Genomic DNA, 19,870 nt, shown 5'->3' with positions numbered 1-19,870 from the left:
TTCATGATCCCGACCATGACAGGTTATAACCCCGCCATTCTCAACGAAATCGCCGCAATCGTCGGTGCCGCGCATGTGGCGGCCGGGGCAGAGGCCGCGCAGTGGTCGCAGGACTGGCCGGGGTTGACCCAATGGCAGCCTCTTGCGGTGGCGCGACCTGCGAATACGGGCGAGGTGGCGGCGCTGGTGTGGCTGGCCAATGCTCGGCGGCTGCCCATCGTGCCGGTGTCGGGCAATACCAACCTCGTCAAGGGAACGGTGGCGGAGGGGGCGCTGATGCTCTCGCTCGACCGGATGTCGGCCATTCGCGAGATTCGGGCCGATGCGCGGGTGGCGGTGGTTGAGGCAGGGGTGATCCTGGCCACGCTGCATGCGGCGGCGGCAGAGCATGACCTGATCTTTCCGCTCAGTTTCGGGGCGCGCGGGTCGGCGATGGTGGGCGGTGTGCTCTCGACCAATGCGGGCGCCTCGAATGTGCTGCGCTATGGCAATACGCGCGATCTCTGCCTGGGGCTGGAGGTGGTGACGCCGACAGGCGAGGTGATGAACCTGATGAGTGCGCTTCACAAGAACAATTCGGGCTATGACCTGCGCCATCTGATGATCGGGGCGGAAGGCACGCTCGGGATCATCACGGCGGCGGTGCTCAAACTCTTTCCGCGCCCGCGTGCCTATGCCACGGCGATGGTGGCCGTGCCCACGGTCGGGGCGGCGCTCCGGTTGCTGCATCGTTTGCAAGACGAGACGGGCGGTGCGGTGGAGGCGTTTGAATATATACCGCGTTCGTTTCTGACGGTGTTGTTGCAGCGGTTTCCGCAGATGCGGCCGCCGTTTGAAAAGTCTTATGATGTCAATGTCTTGGTAGAGTTGGGTGGGCGGGCGCCGCGGGATGTGATGCCGGATGCTTCAGGTACTGTGCCGATCTCGGCCCATCTTGAGGCGGTTCTGGCGGGGTTTTACGAGGAAGGGCTGATTCTCGACGCTGTTGTGGCACAGAGTGAGGCGCAGCGCGCGGAAATCTGGGCTCGGCGCGAGGCCTCGGCCCAAATTCTGCGCGTGCGCAAGCCGGTGGTCGAGAATGACATCGCGGTGGCGACAGACCGGATGGAAGAGCTGATCGCGCGCATTCAAAGTGTCAGCCAAGCAATTGATCCAGATATAGAAAACACTGGTGTTGCACATCTGGGCGATGGCAATCTGCACTATGTCGGCTGGCCCTCGCGTGATGATCCGGCGCTGTGCCGGGCGGTGCAAGAGGCGGTGGAGCGCGAAGTGATCGCCCTTGGCGGCAGTTTTTCGGCGGAACATGGCATCGGCCTGTCGAAACTGCCCGCGATGGCAGCGCATAAAGACCCCGCCGCTCTTGCGATGATGCGTGCGATCAAAGCGGCGGTGGACCCGAACGGGATCATGAACCCCGGAAAACTAATTCCGGATCAGTAGGTTAGCTACGCCAGTCGAAAAATCCCGGGCCGGCCGCCGCGAGCAGTTTGGCGGCCATGGCGCGACCCAACTCGGCCCCGTCCTCGATCGGGGCGGATTGGTCGTCTGTCAGGCTCTCGCTGCCATCAGGTCGCAGGATTTCGCCGCGCAGACGCAAGGTATTGCCGCTGAGTTCGGCCAGACCGGCAATCGGCGTCTCGCAGGAGCCATCAAGGGCTGCAAGGAAAGCGCGTTCAGAAACAAGGCGTTGGCCGGTTTCCTTGTGGTGAATGGCGGCCAGCATATCGGCGGCGCGATGGTCGTCGGCGCGGCGTTCGATGCCAATCGCCCCTTGGGCCACGGCGGGCAGCATGACGTCCGCCTCAATCGCGCAGGTGGCCACCTCGGATCGGCCAAGGCGGTTGAGACCGGCCATCGCGAGAAAGGTGCACGCGGCCACGCCGTCGGCCAATTTCTTCAATCTTGTCTGGACGTTACCGCGAAACTCGACAACCTCGAGATGCGGATAGGCGACCAGAACCTGGGCCTTGCGCCGCAAGGAGGAGGTGCCGACAAGCGAGCCTGCGGGCAAATCCGCCAGAGAGCGCGCGGAAGGCGAGACAAACGCGTCGCGGACGTCCTCGCGCGGCAGGTAGGTGTCAAGCAAGAGCCCCTCGGGTTGCAGGACGGGCATGTCCTTCATCGAGTGCACGGCGATGTCGATGTCGCCGGTCAAAAGCGCCTGTTCAATTTCGCGGGTAAAGAGACCCTTGCCGCCGATCTCTTTCAAGGGGCGGTCGATGATCTGATCGCCGGTCGTCTTTATAACAACGATTTCAAAGGCTTCTTCGGGCAAATCAAAGGCCGCGCCGAGGCGCGCGCGCGTCTCGTGGGCCTGAGCAAGGGCCAGAGGCGATCCGCGGGTGCCGATCTTGAGCGGGTGGGACGGGGTGGGCAAATCACGTGTCATGGCGCAGGTTTAGACGTGACAAAGCGACGTGGCAAGCGCCTGACGCTTGACATCTGGAAGTGTCAAGGCGACCACAGACAAAACGGAGGACAAGATGCCCGCGCAAAAGACCATTCTGAGAGCCCTCGCCGGGGAAACCCTGCCCACACCGCCCATCTGGATGATGCGGCAGGCAGGGCGCTATTTGCCGGAATACCGGGCCACGCGGGAAGAGGCGGGTGATTTTCTTTCCTTGTGCTATAACAGTGACTTGGCGACCGAAGTTACACTGCAACCGATCCGCAGATACGGGTTTGATGCGGCGATTCTCTTTGCTGATATTCTGCTTTTGCCGCAGGCTCTTGGGGCGGATTTGTGGTTTGTGACGGGCGAAGGACCGCGGCTCTCGACCATTACGGACCGGGCGGGGCTGGAAAAACTGAAACCCGTGGACGAGATTCACGAGGCGTTAAATCCGGTCTATCAGACCGTGCGCAACCTTGCCGGGGCACTTCCCGAGGAAACGACGTTGATCGGATTCGCGGGTGCGCCCTGGACGGTGGCGACCTATATGATCGCCGGGCGCGGGACGCCAGATCAGGGCCCAGCGCATGCGCTCAAGGCTGAAAACAAAGAGGTTTTCGAGGGGATCATCGAGATTCTGACGGCGGGAACGATTGAATACCTCTCAGCGCAGATCGCGGCGGGCGCAGAGGTGATCAAGCTCTTTGACAGCTGGGCCGGATCGCTGAAAGGTGACGATTTCGAGAACTATGCGGTCGCACCGGCCAAGCGGATCATTTCAGAGCTGAAGGCGCGGCATCCGGGCATTCCAGTGATCGCGTTTCCCCGAGAAGCGGGCGATAACTATATGGGATTCCATGCGAAAACCGGTGCTGATTGCGTGGCGGTCGATGATTCTGTGAGCGCGGAATGGGCGGCGGAAAACGTCCAGAAGGATGGCTGCGTTCAGGGAAATCTCAAGTCTTCCCATATGGTTACGGGTGGAGAGGCACTGGTGCGCGAGACCCGGAAGATTGTCGAGGCGTTCCGGGGCGGCCCGCATATTTTCAACCTTGGCCATGGCATCACGCCTGATGCGGACCCGGACAATGTGCAACTGATGATCGACACGGTTCGGGGCGGTTGACCTTACAAAACGTAAGGTTTGTCAGGGGATTTTGTAAGGTCGCGGGCGGCGGGCCGGTCAGTTTCGGAACGTCAACGATTTTTTAAGATGTCTTGGGCACGGTCGTGGCAGGTTGCAGCACAGGAGCAGACCATGCCCATGACCCATCCGCCACCCGCATCCCGCGCCAAATGCGACCATAGGCGATGTCGCCACTGAGCGCGCCAAGCCGGGGGACCGGTCACAGTCTGGATGTCGGAGGACCTGGCGATGAACAGACACTACCGAGACACGCGCAAGATTGATCCAAGCCGGGGCAGCACGCTGGGCGATGGCACGCCCAATGACGCCGACCGGGTGGAAATTGGACCTACGCAACTGGCCTATGGCGAATGGGCGGTGGCGGGGCTGGAACTGCCGGATTTGCCCGCGATGCGGAAATTCCGCTGGGAGAGGCTGACGGCGGCGATTGGGGCGCGGGACTATGCCGGGCTGTTGCTGTTCGATCCGCTCAATATCCGCTATGCGACCGACAGCACCAATATGCAGCTGTGGAACACGCATAACCCGTTTCGTGCCGTGCTGCTCTGTGCCGATGGCTATATGGTAATCTGGGACTACAAGAATTCGCCGTTTCTGTCGCGGTTCAATCCGCTGGTGCGCGAGGCGCGGTCGGGGGCGGACCTGTTCTATTTCGACCGGGGCGACAAGGTGGATGTGGCCGCCGATGTCTTTGCCCGCGATGTGGCCGCACTCTTGGCTGAGCATTGCCCCGGCAACCGGCGGCTGGCGGTGGACAAGGTGATGCTGCACGGGCTGCGCGCGCTGGAGGCGCAGGGGCTGACGATCATGGAAGGAGAAGAGGTCACGGAAAAGACCCGCGCCATCAAGGGACCGGACGAGATCAAGGCCATGCGCTGTGCGAGCCACGCCTGCGAGGCGGCGGTGGCGGAGATGGAGCGGTTTGCCCGGCAGGCGGTGCCGGGAGGCGGGGTCAGCGAGGATGATATCTGGGCGGTGCTGCATGCCGAGAATATCCGGCGCGGTGGCGAGTGGATCGAGACGCGCCTCTTGGCGAGCGGGCCGCGCACGAATCCGTGGTTTCAGGAATGTGGGCCACGCATTGTGCAGAATAACGAGATCGTGGCCTTTGATACCGATCTGATCGGCAGTTACGGCATTTGCGTCGACATCAGCCGGACCTGGTGGATTGGCGACGCGGCCCCGCGCCCCGATATGGTGGCGGCGATGCGCCATGCGCGCGAGCATATCGAAGCCAATATGGCGATGCTGCGCCCCGGTGTGACGATACCGGAGTTGATCGCGGGCTGTCATCAGTTGGAGGAGAAGTATCAGGCGCAGAAATACGGCTGCATGATGCATGGCGTGGGCCTCTGTGATGAGTGGCCGCTTGTTGCCTATGCCGACAAGGCTGTGGCGGGCGCGTTCGATTATGCGCTGGAGCCGGGGATGGTGCTCTGTGTTGAGGCGCTGGTGAGCGAGGCGGGCAGCGATTTCTCGATCAAGCTGGAGGATCAGGTTCTCATCACGGAAGGTGGCTATGAGAACCTGACGCGCTATCCGTTCGATGCGGCGTTGATGGGGGCCGCTTAGGGCGCGTTGCGCTCGATCGAAACACACCTGTCCCGGGCTTGGCCCGGGACCTCGCCGAGGCGTGGAGGCCCCGGGTCAAGCCCGGGGCGATGTGAGCTCGATCAGACGCAAGCTGCTCTAACGGGGCTGACCCGCGCCTGTCCAATGCGAGCGCAGGACATTGCCGTGCCAGTCTTCGAGGGCCGGGGGCTGAGTGGTGTTTTCGGCTGGTGGGGCAGGGGCCAGAGCCGCGACGGTCAAGGCCGCGAGCAGGATGGCGGCGATGGGCACAAGCGCGGGTGCCTGCGGGGCGCGGTCCGGAGCGCTGGCGTTGTGGCAGAGGTTTTGGGGCATGGTCCGATCCTTTTGTTGGGTGGACCAGAGATAGGTGCTGGGTATAAATTCCAGAAACGAATTTATGTAGGATTTTAAATCACGCATTGTGATGAATTTGCGCGGTGCTTTGCGGCCTGGTCGGAGGCGTGTCGAGCGCCGGGTCGTGCAGGCAGGCGCGGTCGCGCCCGGCAGCTTTGGCGCGGTAGAGCGCGCGGTCGGCGCGTTGCAGCCCTGCGTCGAGCGTATCGCCAGCCAAGAGCGCGGCCACGCCGAAGCTCGCCGTGAGGGTTTGCGGGCCGGTATCGAGAAAAACCGGGCTTTGACGGATGCGGCGGGCGAGGCGCTGAGCGGCGAGGTGACCATTCGCCATGGTGGTTGCCGGCATCAGGATCACGAATTCCTCGCCCCCCATGCGGGCCGCGAGATCGCTCTTGCGGCAATTGGCCTGCAGGAGGGTCGCGAAGTGGTGTAGCGCCAGATCGCCGGCGGCATGGCCATGGCGGTCATTGAAGCGTTTGAACTGGTCGATGTCGGCCAAGATCAAGGCGCAGGGGCGGAGGCTGTCGCCGGGCACGCTGGCGTGCAGGCTGGCGCGATTGCGCAGGCCGGTGAGCGAATCGTGATGCAGCGCTTGTTCGAGGGCCTGAGCATGCCGCTGATGTGTCCGGAGGCGCTGACCCATGGCATAGGCGAGCGGGGCCGCGATCATCAGCGTGGGAACAACGCCGGGCAAAAGCGCAAGGCCGCGCAGCAGGGCGTCGGCCGCCAGAACGCAGAGGCAGACCAGCGCCGCGAAACGCCGCACATCGCCCGTTGTTTCGATCTCTGTGCGCATGTTCCGCCCCTCTTTGCAGATCCGAGCATCGCGCGGCTCGGTTAAGGAAGGGTTGGGCACGGGCGGCGGAATGGGCCGGGTTTTAGGCAAATGCCACAGAGCCTCACCTTCGCGTGACATCGGGCGGGGTGGGGTGGTGATCCACGCTGCGGCTGCATAGTCTGGGGTGGTGGAATGCGGAGGATGTGACATGCCCACCGAACGCCTGACATTTCCCGGCCATGGCGGCCATGACCTTGTGGCGCGGCTGGACCTGCCGGAGGGGCCGCATCTGGCGACGGCGCTTTTTGCGCATTGTTTCACCTGTTCCAAGGATATTCCCGCCGCGCGGCGGATCGCGGCGCGTCTGGCGGGGGCGGGGATCGCGGTGCTGCGTTTTGATTTCACGGGCTTGGGTCATTCGGGGGGCGAGTTCGAGAACACGTCCTTTTCGTCGAATGTCGCGGATCTGGAGCGGGCGGCGGCGGCGCTGGAGGCGCGGGGCATGGCGCCGGGGCTGCTGATCGGGCATAGCCTGGGCGGGGCGGCGGTCCTGGCGGCCGCGGGGCAGATCAAATCGGTGCGGGCGGTGGTGACGATCGGGGCGCCCTTCGATCCCGGCCATGTGACGCAGAATTTCGGGGATGCCTTGGGGCGAATCGAGGCAGAGGGCGTGGCCGAAGTCCGTCTCGGGGGGCGGGATATTCGCATCGGGCGCGGCTTTGTCGAGGATGTGCGCGCCGAGGTGCTTGGTCCCAAGATCGCGGGGTTGCACCGGGCGCTCTTGGTGTTGCACGCGCCACGCGATGCGGTGGTGGGGATCGAGAATGCGTCAGAGATTTTCCGAGCGGCGAAACATCCCAAGAGTTTTGTCACGCTCGATGGGGCGGATCATCTGATCACCGGCCCGGAGGATGCCGAATATGCGGCGCAGGTGATTGCCGCCTGGGCGCCGCGCTATCTGGACATGCGCGTGCCCGCGCCGCCGCCCGGTGCGCCCGAAGGCGTGGTGCGGGTGAGCGAGGCGGATGCGGAGGGGTTCCTTCAGGATGTGAACGCCGGCCCTGCGCATCATGTGCTGGCGGATGAGCCGGTGGCCTATGGCGGCACGGATCGCGGCATGTCGCCCTATGGGTTTCTGGCGGCGGGGCTGGGGGCCTGCACCTCGATGACGATCCGGATGTATGCGCGGCGCAAGGGCTGGGCGCTCACGCATGTGAGCGTCGATGTGTGCCATGACAAGGTGCATGCGCAGGATGCCGACGCGCGGGGCGAGGCCAAGGTGGATGTCTTTACCCGGGTGATCCGGCTGGAGGGAGATCTCACCGCCATTCAGCGCCAAAAGCTGCGCGAGATTGCGGACAAATGCCCGGTGCATCGCACGCTGGAAAAATCATCGCGCGTGGAAACGCGGGTTGTTGATATGGAGTGAAACCTGTTTGCCGCCCCCGCGCGCGCCCTGGCTGGAGAACAGGGCGCACACGGGGGCAAGCGCTGAGCGGGGAGCGCTCAGATCCGCAGGAAGGGTTGCGCGAGGCGCGGCATGAGAGAGCGGAAGCGCAGAGGCGCGTCGGTCGCGGCCAGACAGATGCAATCGGCCCCGATCTCGGCCACGGGGGTGTGGTTCAGCTCTTCGTTGGCCACCTCGATGTCGCCGGGGCCAAAGCGCGCCACCTCATCGCAGAAGGCCCCTTGCAGCACGAGGGTCAATTCCGTGCCGCGATGGCCGTGGTCGGGCACTGCAGCGCCTGCCGGGATAAACAGCAGCCGGGCTGTCGCGGCGCGAGAGGTGGGCAGGATCGCCTGTTTCACGCCCATGCCGACGGGCCGCCACCGCACGGCGTCGAGATCACCGCCCACGTAGTCGCGCAAGGGGGCCGGAAAGAGACCGGCGCGGGGGGCTGGTGTCTCGTGCTGTGGTTTGCTGGCGCGGATGCGTGCCATGGTGGCGGCAAGGCTGTCTTGGGCCAGTTCGACTGTGTCTGCGCCGTCGATCATCGCGCCGCCCACGGTATCAAAGGCCGCCGCCCGGGCGCGGCAGTCGTCGCACAGTGACAGGTGTGTGGCCACCGTGAGGTTGAACGCCTCGGGCAAAGTCCCTGCCGAATAGGCCATCAGGAGGGCGTCGGTCAGGTGATGGGTGATCTGGTTTCTGGTCATGACATACACTTTACTTCATTGCGTGGCGCAGTCGGTCGAGCGCCAGTCTGATGCGGGATTTGATCGTGCCGAGCGGCAGGCCCGTGTCCGCGGCAATCTCGGAATGGCTGAGATCGCCAAAATAGGCCTTTTCGATCAATTCCCTCTGTTTCGCGGGCAGGGCGGCGATGGCGCGCCCCAGTTGATCGCTTTCTTGTTGCAGGGCGAGCACGTCGGCCTGGTCGGGTTCCGGGTCCTGGCCCCAGGGCAAATCCTCGGGTTCGGGGCGTCTTTGCTTGCGCAGCGCGTCGATTTTACGGTTCCGCGCAATGGTGAAAATCCAGGTGGCGGCAGAGGCACGGGTGGGATCGAAGAGATGCGCCTTTTGCCAGAGGGTCGACATGACCTCTTGGGTACATTCCTCGGCGAGCGTGGCATCCGCGCCGGAGCGCATCAAAAATGCCTTAACCCGTGGGGCGAAATGGGCGAAGAGCCGGGCAAAGGCGGCCTCGTCCCCCTGATCGCGAATGGCCGCGATACAGGCCACCCAATCGGTATTCTCAGTCTCTCGTGCCGTTGTCACCTGTGCCGGTCCCGCCCGTTTGCCCGTTGTCCCGCGCCTCATAGCACGGGCCATAGGCACCGGCGAGGGGGGAGGATCAAGAAGGAGGGTGGCATCGTTTAACATGGACGAGTTACGCGATGCGGTTCATGGTGGATCACCGCCGGATGAAAAAAACCTGAAGGACCTACGAAAAACAATCTAATCCGTTTGCGGTTTCGGCCCGTAATGATGGGTATGAACGCAGACAAACTGCACATAGACAGGTGAAACGCCCCATGCCCTTTGAAACGAGCGCCGCCGCGCGCAAGAAAATCGCCGTGATCGGCGCCGGTATTACGGGAATGGGGGCGGCGGAGCGATTGGCGGACAAGCACCATGTCGTGCTGTTCGAAGCCGAGGCGCGGCTGGGTGGACATGCGCGCACGATCATGGCGGGCAAGCGCGGGGATCAACCGGTCGATACCGGCTTTATCGTGTTCAACTATGCCACCTATCCGCATTTGAGCGCGCTTTTCGAGCGGTTGGAGGTGCCTGTCGCCCCGAGCACGATGAGTTTCGGGGCCTCCTTTCGGGGCGGCGCGCTGGAATACGGGCTTCAGGGCGCGGGGGCCTATTTTGCGCAGCGGCGCAATCTGGCCAACCCGGCGCATTGGGCGATGCTGCGCGATATATTCCGCTTCAACGCCGGGGCGCTGGAGGCGTGCCGCGAGCCGGGTTTGACCATGGCCGGGCTGATCGGCAAGATGAAACTGGGCCGCGCGTTCCGCGACTATTATCTCACGCCCTTTTCCGGCGCGATCTGGTCGATGCCGGTGGAGCAGGTGTTGGAGTTTCCAGCGCAGCCCTTGGTGACGTTTTTCAAGCAGCACGGCTTGCTTGGTTATAGCGAACAGCATCAGTGGTATACGGTGGTCGGCGGGTCGGTGGCTTATGTCCGCCGGTTGGAGCAATCCCTGCGCTCCAAAGGGGCCGAGACCCGGCTGGGCGCGCCTGTGGCAGGGATCCGGCGTCTGGCCGAGGGTGTCGAGGTGCGGGTTCAAGGCGGTGAGTGGGAGGGGTTCGACGAGGTGGTGATCGCCGCCCATAGCGATGACGCGCTGCGGCTCTTGTCGGATGCCGATGAGACCGAGCGCCGCGACGTGGGCGCGATTGCCTATCAGCCCAATGACATCATCCTGCATGCCGATGCCAGCGTGATGCCGCGCCGTCGGGCGGTCTGGTCGTCGTGGAACTATACCGAGGCCCGCGTCAAGCGGGTGGGTCAGATTGATCTGACCTACTGGATGAACAGCCTGCAACCCATTCCGCAGGACGATCCGCATTTCGTCACGCTCAACACCACGCGGCCCATTCGCGAGGCGCTGATCTATGATCAGGTGACGCTGCGCCATCCGGTCTACGATCTGGAGGCGGTGACGGCCCAATCCCGCGTGCGGGCCGGAAATGGGCGGCGCAATACATGGTTTTGCGGCGCCTGGATGCGGCACGGGTTTCACGAGGACGGGCTATCGAGCGGGCTGGAAGTGGCCGAGGCGCTCTGCGCCAAGGCCGCGCAGACCGTGGCGGTGGCGTGAGCCGGGTCGATCATATCGCAGGCCACACCTGGCATGGGCGCAAGGGCGGGATCGAGAACGCCTTTCGCTATGGCATTGATTATGTGCTGCTGGATGCCGAGGCGGAGGTTGCCGCGCCGCGCCTCTTTGGGCGCAACCGGCGGGGGCTGGTCTCGGTCTGGGACCGCGATCACGGTGGCGCGCCGGGGCAGGGGCAAGGGGCCGCCTGGGTGCGCGCGGTGCTGGCGGAACGGCAGATGCCCGCGCCCGCGCAGATCGAGCTATTGGCACAGCCGCGCATGTTGGGGCATGTGTTCAACCCGGTCAGTTTCTGGATTTGTCGCGATGCCGCCGGTCAGGTGCCGGTGATCATCGCCGAGGTCACGAATACCTATGGGGACCGTCATTCCTATCTCTGCCACCGCGACGACATGGGGCCGATCACGGCAGAGGATCGCATCCGGGCGCGCAAAATATTCTATGTATCGCCTTTTCTGCAGATCGAAGGCGGCTATGAATTTCGCTTTGATCTGCGCGCGGACCGGATTGGCGTCTGGATTGATTTCTCGGGCGGTCATGGCGGTGTGATTGCCACGCTGGTTGGCGCGCGCAAGCCTCTGACCACGGGCGGGCTGCTGCGCGCCATGCTGCGGCGACCCTTGGGGTCGCGGCGGGTGCTGGGCCTGATCCATTGGCAGGCGCTCAAGCTGTGGTGGAAGGGGGCGCGCTTTCACAGCCGCCCGGCACCGCCCGCCGACGAGGTGAGCCGGTGAGTGCCGTTCTGACCGGGACCGTGGCGCAGAGCGCGCCGCGCCTGCCGGGCTATGCGCTCTTTGGGGCGCTTTTGGCGGCAGCGGGGCTGCCGCTCTATATCCATGCGCCGAAATTCTATGTGGATGAATATGGCGTGTCCTTGGGCGCGCTGGGCGCGGTGCTGTTTGCGTTGCGGCTGATTGATGTGGTGCAGGACCCGGCGCTGGGGCGATTGGCGGAGCGGCTGCGGGCGCATCGCGCGTTGACCGTCTGGATTGCGGTGGCGGTGATGGCGGCAGCGATGCTGGGCCTTTTTGCGATTGCGCCGCCGATTGCGCCGCTCTGGTGGTTCGCGGCCATGCTGGTGCTGGTGTTTTCGGCCTTCAGCTACCTCACCATATGCTTTTACGCGCAGGGCGTGGCGACGGCGTCGGTGCTGCCGGGGCAGGGACATTTGCGGCTGGCGCGGTGGCGGGAAACCGGCGCGCTGTTGGGGATATGCGCGGCGGCGGTGGCCCCGGTGGTCCTGGGCGGCTTTGGCGGCTTTGCCGTCAGCTTTGCGATTTTGTCGGGGCTGGCGGCGCTTGCGATGCTGGGGCAATGGCAGGATTGCGGCGGGGTGCCCGGTACAGGCTTTGGCCCGGTGCTGCGCGATGCGGTCGCGCGGCGCTTGCTGCTGGTGGCGATGGTCAATGCCGCCCCGGTGGCCGTGAGTTCGACGCTCTTTCTCTTCTTCGTCGAGAGCCGGTTGCAGGCGCCCGGATGGGAAGGCCCGTTTCTCTTGCTCTTTTTTCTGTCGGCAGCGGCGGCGGCCCCGCTCTGGGGCGCCTTGGCCGAGCGGTTTGGCGCGAAACGGATGCTCTTGGCGGGTATGGTCCTGTCGATTGCGGCCTTTGCCGGGGCAATCCTGCTGGACGCAGGTGATCTCTGGGCCTTTGGCGTGATCTGCCTCGCCTCTGGCGCGGCGATGGGGGCTGATATGACGCTCTTGCCCGCCCTCTTCGCGCGGCGCATGGCGCAGGTGTCGCCGGGCGCGGCTGAGGGCTTTGGCCTCTGGTCTTTTGTGTCGAAATTCACGCTGGCGCTGGCGGCGGTGGCGCTCTTGCCCCTGCTTGAGGCAGGAGGCTTTGCCGCCGGGCAGAACAACGATGCGGCGGCGCTGACCCTGCTCAGCCTGCTTTACGGGGCTGTGCCCTGTGTCTTGAAACTCTTGGCCATTGCGCTCTTGGCCCGAACACCAATTGAGGAAAGGAGCTGATCTGATGGAGGCTTTGGGATGGACCCTGCTAGGGGCGTTCGCGATGCTGGCGCTGGTGCTGCTGAAAGAGCGTTATGCGGGCTTTGACGCGCAGACACCTGAAGATTACGCGCAACAGGGTCCGCAGTTTGATCTGCGCGAGCATCTGAACGGAGCGATCAAATGCGAAGGGGTGATTTACGGCCCTCTGGGGCGGGTCGCGTCGCGGTTCACCGGCGATTTTGAGGCCAGTTGGCAGGGCAATCGCGGCGTGATGCGCGAGCATTTCGACTATGACAGCGGCAATGCGCAGGACCGCGAGTGGCAGCTTGAGCTGGGCAATGATGGCAGCATCCGGGCCGAGGCCGAGGATCTGGTGGGCACGGGCACGGGTCAGCAAATGGGCGCAGCTGCCCGGCTTTGCTATCGCATCCGCCTGCCGAAAGAGGCGGGGGGCCATGTTCTGAGCGTGACTGACTGGATGTATCTGGCCCCCAACGGGGTGGTGATCAATCGCAGCCAGTTTCGCAAGTTCGGGATCAAGGTGGCGGAGCTGGTGGCGGTGATGCGGCGGGTCGAGGCATGATGGACTGGCGCGGCAAACGTTATTGGCTGGTGGGCGCCAGCGAGGGGCTGGGGGCCGCACTGGCGCAGAAGATCAGCGCAGCCGGGGCCGAGGTGATCGTGTCGGCGCGCAATGCTGCGCGGCTGGACGAGGTCGTGGCCGGGTTGCCGGGGCGGGCGCGTGCCGTGCCCATGGATGTGCAGGACGCCGAGAGCGTGGCCGAGGCCGCGCGCGCGGTGGGGCAGATCGACGGGCTGGTGTGGCTGGCCGGAGTTTACTGGCCGATGCCTGCAACCGAATGGAACCCCGAACAAGTGGTGGCCATGGCGGATGTGAATTTCACCGGCGCAGTGCGGGTCATTGGCGCGGTGTTGCCCGATATGGTGGCGCGGGACGCGGGCCATGTGGTGTTGACCGGATCGCTCTCGGGGTTTCGTGGGCTACCGGGGGCGATTGGTTATGCCGCGTCCAAGGCGGCGACCATGTCCTTGGCGGAATCGATGCGCGCTGATCTTTGGCGCAGTGGCGTGCGGGTGCAACTGGCCAACCCCGGTTTCATCAAGACGCGGCTGACGGACAAGAACCAGTTTCGCATGCCCTTTCTCATGACACCCGAAGCCGCGGCCCAAGAGATGTTCGAATTGATGTGTGACGAGGCTGCATTCCAGCGGAATTTCCCGCGACTTTTCAGCTATGTCTTTCGTTTGTCTCGGTTTTTGCCGGATTGGGTCTATTACCGGCTCTTTGCGTGAGATCAAGGACGGGTGGCTGTGCGCCCGGCAATCCTGTGCTAGGATAAGCGCGACAGGAGGGCGGGAACATGCTGGAGATCACGGTACATAAAATCGCGCAGGTGGTGCTGATGGCGCGTGAATTGGAGCGCGCCGAAGGCGAGTTGCGCGCCTTTCTCGATCGGCTGAGCGAAGAGGAACAGGCCAGTCTGGTTGCCGTCATGTGGATCGGACGCGGCAGTTTCGAGGCCGAAGAGCTCGAAGAGGCCAAGCGCACCGCCTATGAAGAGGCGACCACGCCATGTGCCGATTACCTCTTGGGCACGCCGCATCTGTCGGATCATCTGGAAAATGGCCTAGATGCGCTGGGATTGTCGGCCTCGGATGACGAGGACGAATTGATCCGGGGCGGCTGAGGCCATCCTGCCCGTGCATCTGGCGGGATAGCTGCCGCAGCGCTGGTGCATGTGCCGGGAAATTGCGGCCCTCCATGCCTGTGCGTCACGCGAGTTGGCGCATTTCTTGCAGGGCCTTCCTGTGTCGATCAACGGACAAGGAGGGCACTCAATGGTACTTTCGGAAACGGACCTGTTACGGGCCATTAACGGGACAAGCGATCTGGCAGCGGCATCGCTGGCCACGCGCATCGTTTTGAACCGGCTCCGTGTGCAGGCGCGCACGGAACCTGCAAAGCTAAGCGTTCTTGTTGCGGATTTGCGAGCCTTTATCGCCAAGAATCCCGCCGCCAGCGCCGAGTTGGCAACTCTCTGATTTATATTGAAGGAAACGCGATGAAGAACGAATTCCTAACCCCGCAAGAAGTGGCTGCACGGATCGAGGCCGGCGCTGTCATGTCGATCGCCGGTGCGCCGGAGTTGCTGAGCACATTGCCCAAAGGCAACTGGATCGGCGGAAGCACGGTCTATTTCATGACGGAGGCCGGCGGCAAGGTGGATCGTGAACACCTCTTCTGCACCACCTTTCCCGAAGGGAGCCGCGCAACCGCGCGTCATCTGGCCACGGCGGATTTGCCGACACTGGCGCAAGGCTATCAGCCCGCTGGCGTGACGCTGGTGATCATTCCGGCCTTTTCCGAGGCGCATGCCCGGTTTGCCGAGGACGGTGCAGGCTATGGCGACGTGTTTGACCAGCCGCTGTTGGGCTGGGTCAGTGGCGTGCATCTGGACGAAATTGGCAAGGTTACACCTTCTGTTTTTGACGGCGCGCAGGGAGCCAAGCATGAGGACGGGGCCGTTCTTTTGCATGTTGCCTTGCCTGACGGGATGCAGCCGAGCCTTGATATCGTAAATATCTTCAAACAAGGCGACGATGCCGGCCTGGTTGTCTCCTTTCCCGAGGCCGGATTTTCGGCACGCAAAGCCTATGTGAACGGTGCAGAGGTCGATTTCTCTCAGTATGTGACGGAGAAGGGCATCGACACCAAATTGCCGCTTGTGGCCAATTATGCGGGCGCGCTGATCAATGTGTCGTTCCAGTCTGTCGATCCCGAGGCCAGCAGCGTGGCCTTTTACGCCCCTGTGTTTCCGGGCGTTGAGTATCGCCTGGCGGCCCCGCAGGAGGACTATGCCAAGACGTTTGCCGCGCAGGTTGGCTCCGCAGGTGAGGGCAGCTATTCGTGCAACTGTATTCTCAACTATGTTTACGGCGATATGGAGGGCAAGCTGACGGCGGGCTTTACCGGGCCGGTGACATTTGGCGAGATTGCCTATGTCCTGTTGAACCAGACGCTGGTGAAGTTGGACCTTGCCGCCTGAGGCGGCCTTGGGGCGGCCGTGGGGCCGCCCCGACCATGCCACGACAGTGGCGGGTCTCTTGCATTGTGTGAGCGCGCGCATTTGGCTATAGCCGCGTGGAACAATTGTAACCGGAGGCTCTATGTCAAACGCAGTTCTAGAATCCGCAATCGAAGCCGCCTGGGAGGCGCGCGACACGATCACCTCCGCTACAGGAGGCGAGACCCGCGAGGCCATTGAGGCCACGCTGGCGGCGCTTGACAGCGGCAACCTGCGGGTGGCGGAGCGGCAGGCGGATGGCCAGTGGCATGTGAACCAGTGGGCCAAGAAGGCGGTGCTGTTGGGGTTCCGGATCAAGGATATGGAAATCCATGCCGGCGGGCCGCAGGGTGCGGGCTGGTGGGACAAGGTCGACAGCAAGTTCAAGGGCTGGGGCGAGGCCGAATGGCGCGCGGCCGGGTTCCGGGCGGTGCCCAACTGTGTCGTGCGCAAGTCGGCCTATATCGCGCCGGGCGTGGTGCTGATGCCGTCATTTGTCAATCTGGGGGCCTATGTGGACAGCGGCACGATGGTGGATACCTGGGCCACGGTGGGGTCTTGTGCGCAGATCGGCAAGAATGTGCATCTCTCGGGCGGTGTCGGTATCGGCGGCGTGCTGGAGCCGATGCAGGCGGGGCCGACGATCATCGAGGACAATTGCTTTATCGGTGCGCGCTCCGAGGTGGTCGAGGGCTGTATCGTGCGCGAGGGATCGGTTCTGGGCATGGGGGTTTTCATCGGGAAATCCACCAAGATCGTGGACCGCGAGACCGGCGAAGTCATGTATGGCGAAGTGCCGCCCTATTCCGTGGTTGTCGCAGGCTCGATGCCGTCGAAGAATGGCATCAACCTCTATTGCGCGGTGATCGTCAAGCGGGTGGACGCGCAGACGCGCTCTAAAACCGGGATCAACGAGTTGCTCAGGGATTGAGAGGGCAGGCGCAAGGGGCGTGTCCCCTGCGCCAAATATTCTTTGCGCGGAATCAAGGTGCCGCAGGCACCGCCGCGCAGCGGTCCTGCCGAAGGCATGCCTCTGGCATGACCCGCCCCCTTTCTCTCGGCACGCCTCTGGCGTGACGGGCGGGCGCTTTTGCAACGGCCCATCTCATTGACAACGCGAAAGACGTCTCAGGCATAACGTGCCAATCACGTCTGTTGCTGCGCCCACCCGGCGGACGGGCACCGCGCGGCTTGTTTCGCGAGGCAAGCCAGGCAAAGAGCCATCCCCCAAAGAAAAACCCCGCCGGTTGGGCGGGGTTTTGATCCTTCAGCCGAAAGGCTGATCGCGGCTCAGCCCTGACGGGCTTTGAAACGCGGCTGGGTCTTGTTGATCACGTAGACGCGGCCTTTGCGGCGCACGACACGGCAATCCCGGTGCCGGTTCTTGAGCGAGCGGAGCGAATTACGAACCTTCATGGTCGTCTCCTCGGTTGTCGCGGCGCGGGCCAGCGCCTGGGGTTGCGGGCGTCCCGGTGTGCGGGACAGTGAATTCATGGTGGGCGATACAAGGTTCGAACTTGTGACCCCTTCGATGTCAACGAAGTGCTCTACCACTGAGCTAATCGCCCATGAATGCCAGCCGATCGCCTGCCCCAAAAAGAGGGGCGCGGAAATCCGCGCCGGTTCGGTGGTCTATAAAAGGAGTCGGAGAGGGGATCAAGGGCTTTTAGAACACCAATTTCAGTCTATTATCACGGGGGAAAGGAACACGCATGCCCAAGGTCGCCTATCACCTCACGCATCCCGAACGGCGGACCACGGCGGTGGTGTTCGCCTCTCCCCATAGCGGGCGGGATTACCCTTGGACCTTTCTGCGGCGCACCACGCTGAACGAGCATTCGGTGCGCTCGTCCGAGGATGCGTTTGTCGATCAGTTGTTCGAGAGCGCGCCGCTCCATGGAGCGCCGTTGATCAAGGCGGGGGCACCACGCGCCTATGTCGATCTGAACCGCAGCGCCGATGAATTGGACCCGGCATTGATCGAAGGTGTGGCGCGGCAGGGGCATAATCCGCGTGTGGCCTCGGGGCTGGGTGTCATTCCGCGCGTTGTGGCCAATGGGCAGGCGATCTATGCGGGCAAGCTGAGCATGGCCGAGGCAGAGCACCGGATCGAGAATTACTGGAAGCCCTATCACACGGCGTTGCAGGGGCAGCTCGATCAGGCGCATCTGATGTTCGGGCAGTCCATTCTGATTGATTGCCATTCGATGCCGCATGAGGCGATGGATGCGGTGGCGCGGCGCGGCGTGCGCCGGCCCGAGATCGTTCTGGGCGACCGGTTCGGGGCGGCGGCGGATGGGGCGATTGTGGAGCGGATCGAGGCGGCCTTCGTCAACGCCGGGCTGGTGGTTACGCGCAACACGCCCTTTGCCGGTGCCTATATCACGCAGGCTTATGGCCGCCCTGGGCGCGCGCGCCATGCGGTGCAGGTGGAGATTGACCGCGCGCTCTATATGAATGAGCGCCTCATTCGGCCCAACGGCAATTTCGAGGCGTTCCGCAAATTGCTGTCCGGGGTGATCCATGAAATCGCGGAGATCGGGCGCGCCGAGGCGCGGCCACTGGCGGCGGAGTAGGGGGCGGGGCCAAGTAGCGCACGCGCGGAGTCAAGGGCGAAGCCCGCCGCGCGATCGCTGGGCCGTCCCGCGGCCTAGCGATTTTGAGAGCGAGAGCCTCCCGGAGAAGTCATACGGATTTGGCAGGCATAAAGCGGCATCCACCTCTGTTGCTTCGCTAGTCCCTGGCCCAGCGCCCGCACGGCTAATCAGCGTTTCGCCAGCACCGGCGGTGTCAGCCGCCTTGCCCTACCGCAATGCCCGCCCTTTCACGATTGCATCTGGCCCGAATTTGGCGCGGATGGCGTCGGTGGCGCGTTCGGCCCCGGCGCGGCGGGTGGCCTGGGGGTCCAAGAGATCGCCTGAGCGGTCAGCGGCGGTCTCGGGCACAAGATCCGACAGGCCGACGCCGATGAGCCGGTAGGCGGCCCCTTGCGGTACCTGATCCAAGAGCGCGCGGGCGGTGCGGTAGAGCGTGTCGGCAAGCTGGGTGGCGTCGCGCAGGGCGTGGCGGCGGGTGAGCAGCGTGTGATCGGCGCGCTTGAGCTTGAGCGTCACGACGCGACCCGCGAGGGCGCGGGCCTTGGCACGGTCCGCCACTTTTTCCGCGAGCCGCCAGATGTGGCCATCAAGGAGGTCGCGGTCGCGGGTGTCCTCGTAGAATGTCGTTTCGTTCGAGATTGATTTGACCGGCGCATTGGCCGAGACGCGGCGGCGGTCCTGCCCGCGCGCCAGATGCCAGAGCCGGTCGCCCATGGAACCAAAGCGCGCATTGAGATCGCGGCGGTCCCAGCGCAGGAGATCGGCAAAGCTGCGGATGCCCGCGTCATTCAGCGCCTTGAGGGTGGACTGGCCCACGCCCCAGATGAGGCTGACGGGGCGGTCGCGCAGGAAATCGGCGGTTTCCCCCGCGCCGATCACGGCAAAGCCATGAGGTTTGTCGAGGTCCGAGGCGATTTTGGCCAGAAACTTGTTGTGACTGAGACCGATGGAGCCGGTCAGGCCCAGCTCGTCGCGCATCCGCTTGATGAGGCGCGCGAGCATCACGGCGGGCGGTGCGCCATGCAGGCCCGCGGTGCCGGTGAGATCGAGAAACGCCTCATCCAGCGAGAGCGGTTCCACGTCCGGCGTGAGATCGAGCATCATGGCGCGGATGGCGCGCGAGGCCTCGGCATAGACCTGCATGCGCGGTTTGATCACCACCGCCTCGGGGCAGAGTTTGAGCGCCTGAAACATCGGCATTGCAGAGCGCACCCCCTTGATGCGGGCGATATAGCAGGCGGTCGAGACCACGCCACGCCGGCCGCCACCGATGATGAGCGGCTTGTCGGCAAGCTCTGGATTGTCGCGTTTCTCGACCGAGGCGTAGAAGGCATCGCAATCCATATGGGCGATGGAGAGGTCAAAGAGCTCGGGATGGGACACGATGCGAGGGCTGCCGCAGGCGGGACAGCGGCGGGCAGTGTCGAATCGGGTCAGGCAATCGCGACAGAGGCTGGGCATGATGAGAGAGTGTAGGGGCTGGGTGTGGGCGCGCGCAAGTTGGGGGATGTGGTGGGCTGTCACCCGCGCGAATAGCACCGAAGGTGCCGCGCGGATCGCTGGGCCGTCTGGCGGCCTAGCGATTTTGAGAGGGCGCGCCTGACCGTGAGGTCATCCGGATTTGGCAGGCATAAAGTGGCAGCCATTCCTGTTGTATCGCTAGTCCCCGGCCCAGCGATCCGCGCGGCATACCG

General features: G+C 63.9%; 21 protein-coding genes and 1 tRNA gene. 14 read left to right on the top strand and 8 right to left on the bottom strand.

Annotated elements, in window-relative coordinates:
• The first annotated feature begins 3 nt into the window (after positions 1-3).
• On the top strand, positions 4-1,443 hold the full coding sequence (locus AACZ65_RS06990) for an FAD-binding oxidoreductase (protein ID WP_339669310.1): 1,440 nt from the start codon (positions 4-6) through the stop codon (positions 1,441-1,443).
• Between the two features lies 1 nt (position 1,444).
• On the opposite strand, the gene hemC is transcribed toward AACZ65_RS06990, so the two are convergent.
• The gene (gene hemC, locus AACZ65_RS06985) at positions 1,445-2,392 is read right to left on the bottom strand and encodes a hydroxymethylbilane synthase (RefSeq protein WP_339669307.1); all 948 of its coding nucleotides are present in this window, start codon (positions 2,390-2,392) and stop codon (positions 1,445-1,447) included.
• A gap of 94 nt (positions 2,393-2,486) precedes the next feature.
• On the opposite strand from hemC, the gene hemE reads away from it, so the two are divergent.
• Positions 2,487-3,521, top strand: a complete 1,035-nt coding sequence (gene hemE / locus AACZ65_RS06980; RefSeq protein ID WP_339669304.1) for a uroporphyrinogen decarboxylase — start codon at positions 2,487-2,489, stop codon at positions 3,519-3,521.
• Positions 3,522-3,770: 249 nt separating this feature from the next.
• A complete protein-coding gene (gene dddP, locus AACZ65_RS06975; RefSeq protein WP_339669301.1) occupies positions 3,771-5,114 on the top strand; it encodes a dimethylsulfonioproprionate lyase DddP in 1,344 nt (447 codons plus the stop codon).
• A 117-nt stretch (positions 5,115-5,231) separates the two neighbouring features.
• On the opposite strand, the gene AACZ65_RS06970 is transcribed toward dddP, so the two are convergent.
• Complete coding sequence (locus tag AACZ65_RS06970) at positions 5,232-5,447, bottom strand: hypothetical protein (RefSeq protein WP_339669298.1); 216 nt, start codon at positions 5,445-5,447, stop codon at positions 5,232-5,234.
• Positions 5,448-5,526: 79 nt separating this feature from the next.
• Positions 5,527-6,264, bottom strand: a complete 738-nt coding sequence (locus tag AACZ65_RS06965; RefSeq protein ID WP_339669295.1) for a GGDEF domain-containing protein — start codon at positions 6,262-6,264, stop codon at positions 5,527-5,529.
• Between the two features lie 190 nt (positions 6,265-6,454).
• Between AACZ65_RS06965 and AACZ65_RS06960 the strand changes: the two genes are divergently transcribed.
• Positions 6,455-7,675 (top strand): bifunctional alpha/beta hydrolase/OsmC family protein, encoded by a 1,221-nt coding sequence (locus AACZ65_RS06960; RefSeq protein ID WP_339669292.1) that lies wholly within the window; start codon positions 6,455-6,457, stop codon positions 7,673-7,675.
• Positions 7,676-7,752: 77 nt separating this feature from the next.
• On the opposite strand, the gene AACZ65_RS06955 is transcribed toward AACZ65_RS06960, so the two are convergent.
• Together AACZ65_RS06955 and AACZ65_RS06950 are read right to left on the bottom strand one after the other, a co-directional pair.
• Positions 7,753-8,403, bottom strand: a complete 651-nt coding sequence (locus AACZ65_RS06955; RefSeq protein WP_339669290.1) for a ChrR family anti-sigma-E factor — start codon at positions 8,401-8,403, stop codon at positions 7,753-7,755.
• A gap of 10 nt (positions 8,404-8,413) precedes the next feature.
• Positions 8,414-9,007, bottom strand: a complete 594-nt coding sequence (locus AACZ65_RS06950; protein ID WP_206018419.1) for a sigma-70 family RNA polymerase sigma factor — start codon at positions 9,005-9,007, stop codon at positions 8,414-8,416.
• Positions 9,008-9,222: 215 nt separating this feature from the next.
• Between AACZ65_RS06950 and AACZ65_RS06945 the strand changes: the two genes are divergently transcribed.
• The 9 genes from AACZ65_RS06945 (at position 9,223) to dapD (ending at position 16,510) form a co-directional block, all read left to right on the top strand.
• On the top strand, positions 9,223-10,521 hold the full coding sequence (locus tag AACZ65_RS06945) for an FAD-dependent oxidoreductase (protein ID WP_339669281.1): 1,299 nt from the start codon (positions 9,223-9,225) through the stop codon (positions 10,519-10,521).
• Positions 10,518-11,273, top strand: a complete 756-nt coding sequence (locus AACZ65_RS06940; protein WP_339669278.1) for a DUF1365 domain-containing protein — start codon at positions 10,518-10,520, stop codon at positions 11,271-11,273. The genes AACZ65_RS06945 and AACZ65_RS06940 overlap by 4 nt, the downstream gene beginning before the upstream one ends.
• Positions 11,270-12,511, top strand: a complete 1,242-nt coding sequence (locus AACZ65_RS06935) for an MFS transporter (protein WP_339669275.1) — start codon at positions 11,270-11,272, stop codon at positions 12,509-12,511. Before AACZ65_RS06940 ends, AACZ65_RS06935 begins: the two co-directional genes overlap by 4 nt.
• Before the next feature lie 4 nt (positions 12,512-12,515).
• Positions 12,516-13,076, top strand: a complete 561-nt coding sequence (locus tag AACZ65_RS06930; protein WP_339669272.1) for a DUF3833 domain-containing protein — start codon at positions 12,516-12,518, stop codon at positions 13,074-13,076.
• Entirely contained in the window at positions 13,073-13,807 is a 735-nt protein-coding gene (locus AACZ65_RS06925) for an SDR family NAD(P)-dependent oxidoreductase (RefSeq protein WP_339669269.1), read from the top strand. The genes AACZ65_RS06930 and AACZ65_RS06925 overlap by 4 nt, the downstream gene beginning before the upstream one ends.
• 68 nt (positions 13,808-13,875) lie before the next feature.
• Complete coding sequence (locus AACZ65_RS06920) at positions 13,876-14,202, top strand: DUF3775 domain-containing protein (protein ID WP_037269293.1); 327 nt, start codon at positions 13,876-13,878, stop codon at positions 14,200-14,202.
• Positions 14,203-14,353: 151 nt separating this feature from the next.
• Positions 14,354-14,557, top strand: a complete 204-nt coding sequence (locus AACZ65_RS06915) for a hypothetical protein (protein ID WP_037269296.1) — start codon at positions 14,354-14,356, stop codon at positions 14,555-14,557.
• 20 nt (positions 14,558-14,577) lie between these two features.
• Entirely contained in the window at positions 14,578-15,561 is a 984-nt protein-coding gene (locus AACZ65_RS06910) for a hypothetical protein (protein ID WP_339669262.1), read from the top strand.
• Positions 15,562-15,682: 121 nt separating this feature from the next.
• Positions 15,683-16,510, top strand: a complete 828-nt coding sequence (dapD, locus tag AACZ65_RS06905) for a 2,3,4,5-tetrahydropyridine-2,6-dicarboxylate N-succinyltransferase (RefSeq protein WP_339669259.1) — start codon at positions 15,683-15,685, stop codon at positions 16,508-16,510.
• 359 nt (positions 16,511-16,869) lie between these two features.
• Here dapD and ykgO read toward each other — a convergent pair whose 3' ends face one another.
• Together ykgO and AACZ65_RS06895 are read right to left on the bottom strand one after the other, a co-directional pair.
• Positions 16,870-16,995 (bottom strand): type B 50S ribosomal protein L36, encoded by a 126-nt coding sequence (gene ykgO, locus AACZ65_RS06900; protein WP_008282420.1) that lies wholly within the window; start codon positions 16,993-16,995, stop codon positions 16,870-16,872.
• A gap of 77 nt (positions 16,996-17,072) precedes the next feature.
• Positions 17,073-17,147: transfer RNA gene (locus tag AACZ65_RS06895), tRNA-Val, on the bottom strand.
• Positions 17,148-17,291: 144 nt separating this feature from the next.
• Between AACZ65_RS06895 and AACZ65_RS06890 the strand changes: the two genes are divergently transcribed.
• Positions 17,292-18,155, top strand: a complete 864-nt coding sequence (locus AACZ65_RS06890; RefSeq protein WP_339669245.1) for an N-formylglutamate amidohydrolase — start codon at positions 17,292-17,294, stop codon at positions 18,153-18,155.
• 228 nt (positions 18,156-18,383) lie between these two features.
• Here AACZ65_RS06890 and AACZ65_RS06885 read toward each other — a convergent pair whose 3' ends face one another.
• A complete protein-coding gene (locus AACZ65_RS06885) occupies positions 18,384-19,637 on the bottom strand; it encodes a DNA polymerase IV (RefSeq protein ID WP_339669243.1) in 1,254 nt (417 codons plus the stop codon).
• Positions 19,638-19,870 lie beyond the last annotated feature (233 nt).

This window comes from uncultured Roseovarius sp., assembly GCF_963972555.1.
Lineage (GTDB): Bacteria > Pseudomonadota > Alphaproteobacteria > Rhodobacterales > Rhodobacteraceae > Roseovarius > Roseovarius mucosus.
This window is presented reverse-complemented; position numbering and strand designations above follow the sequence as displayed.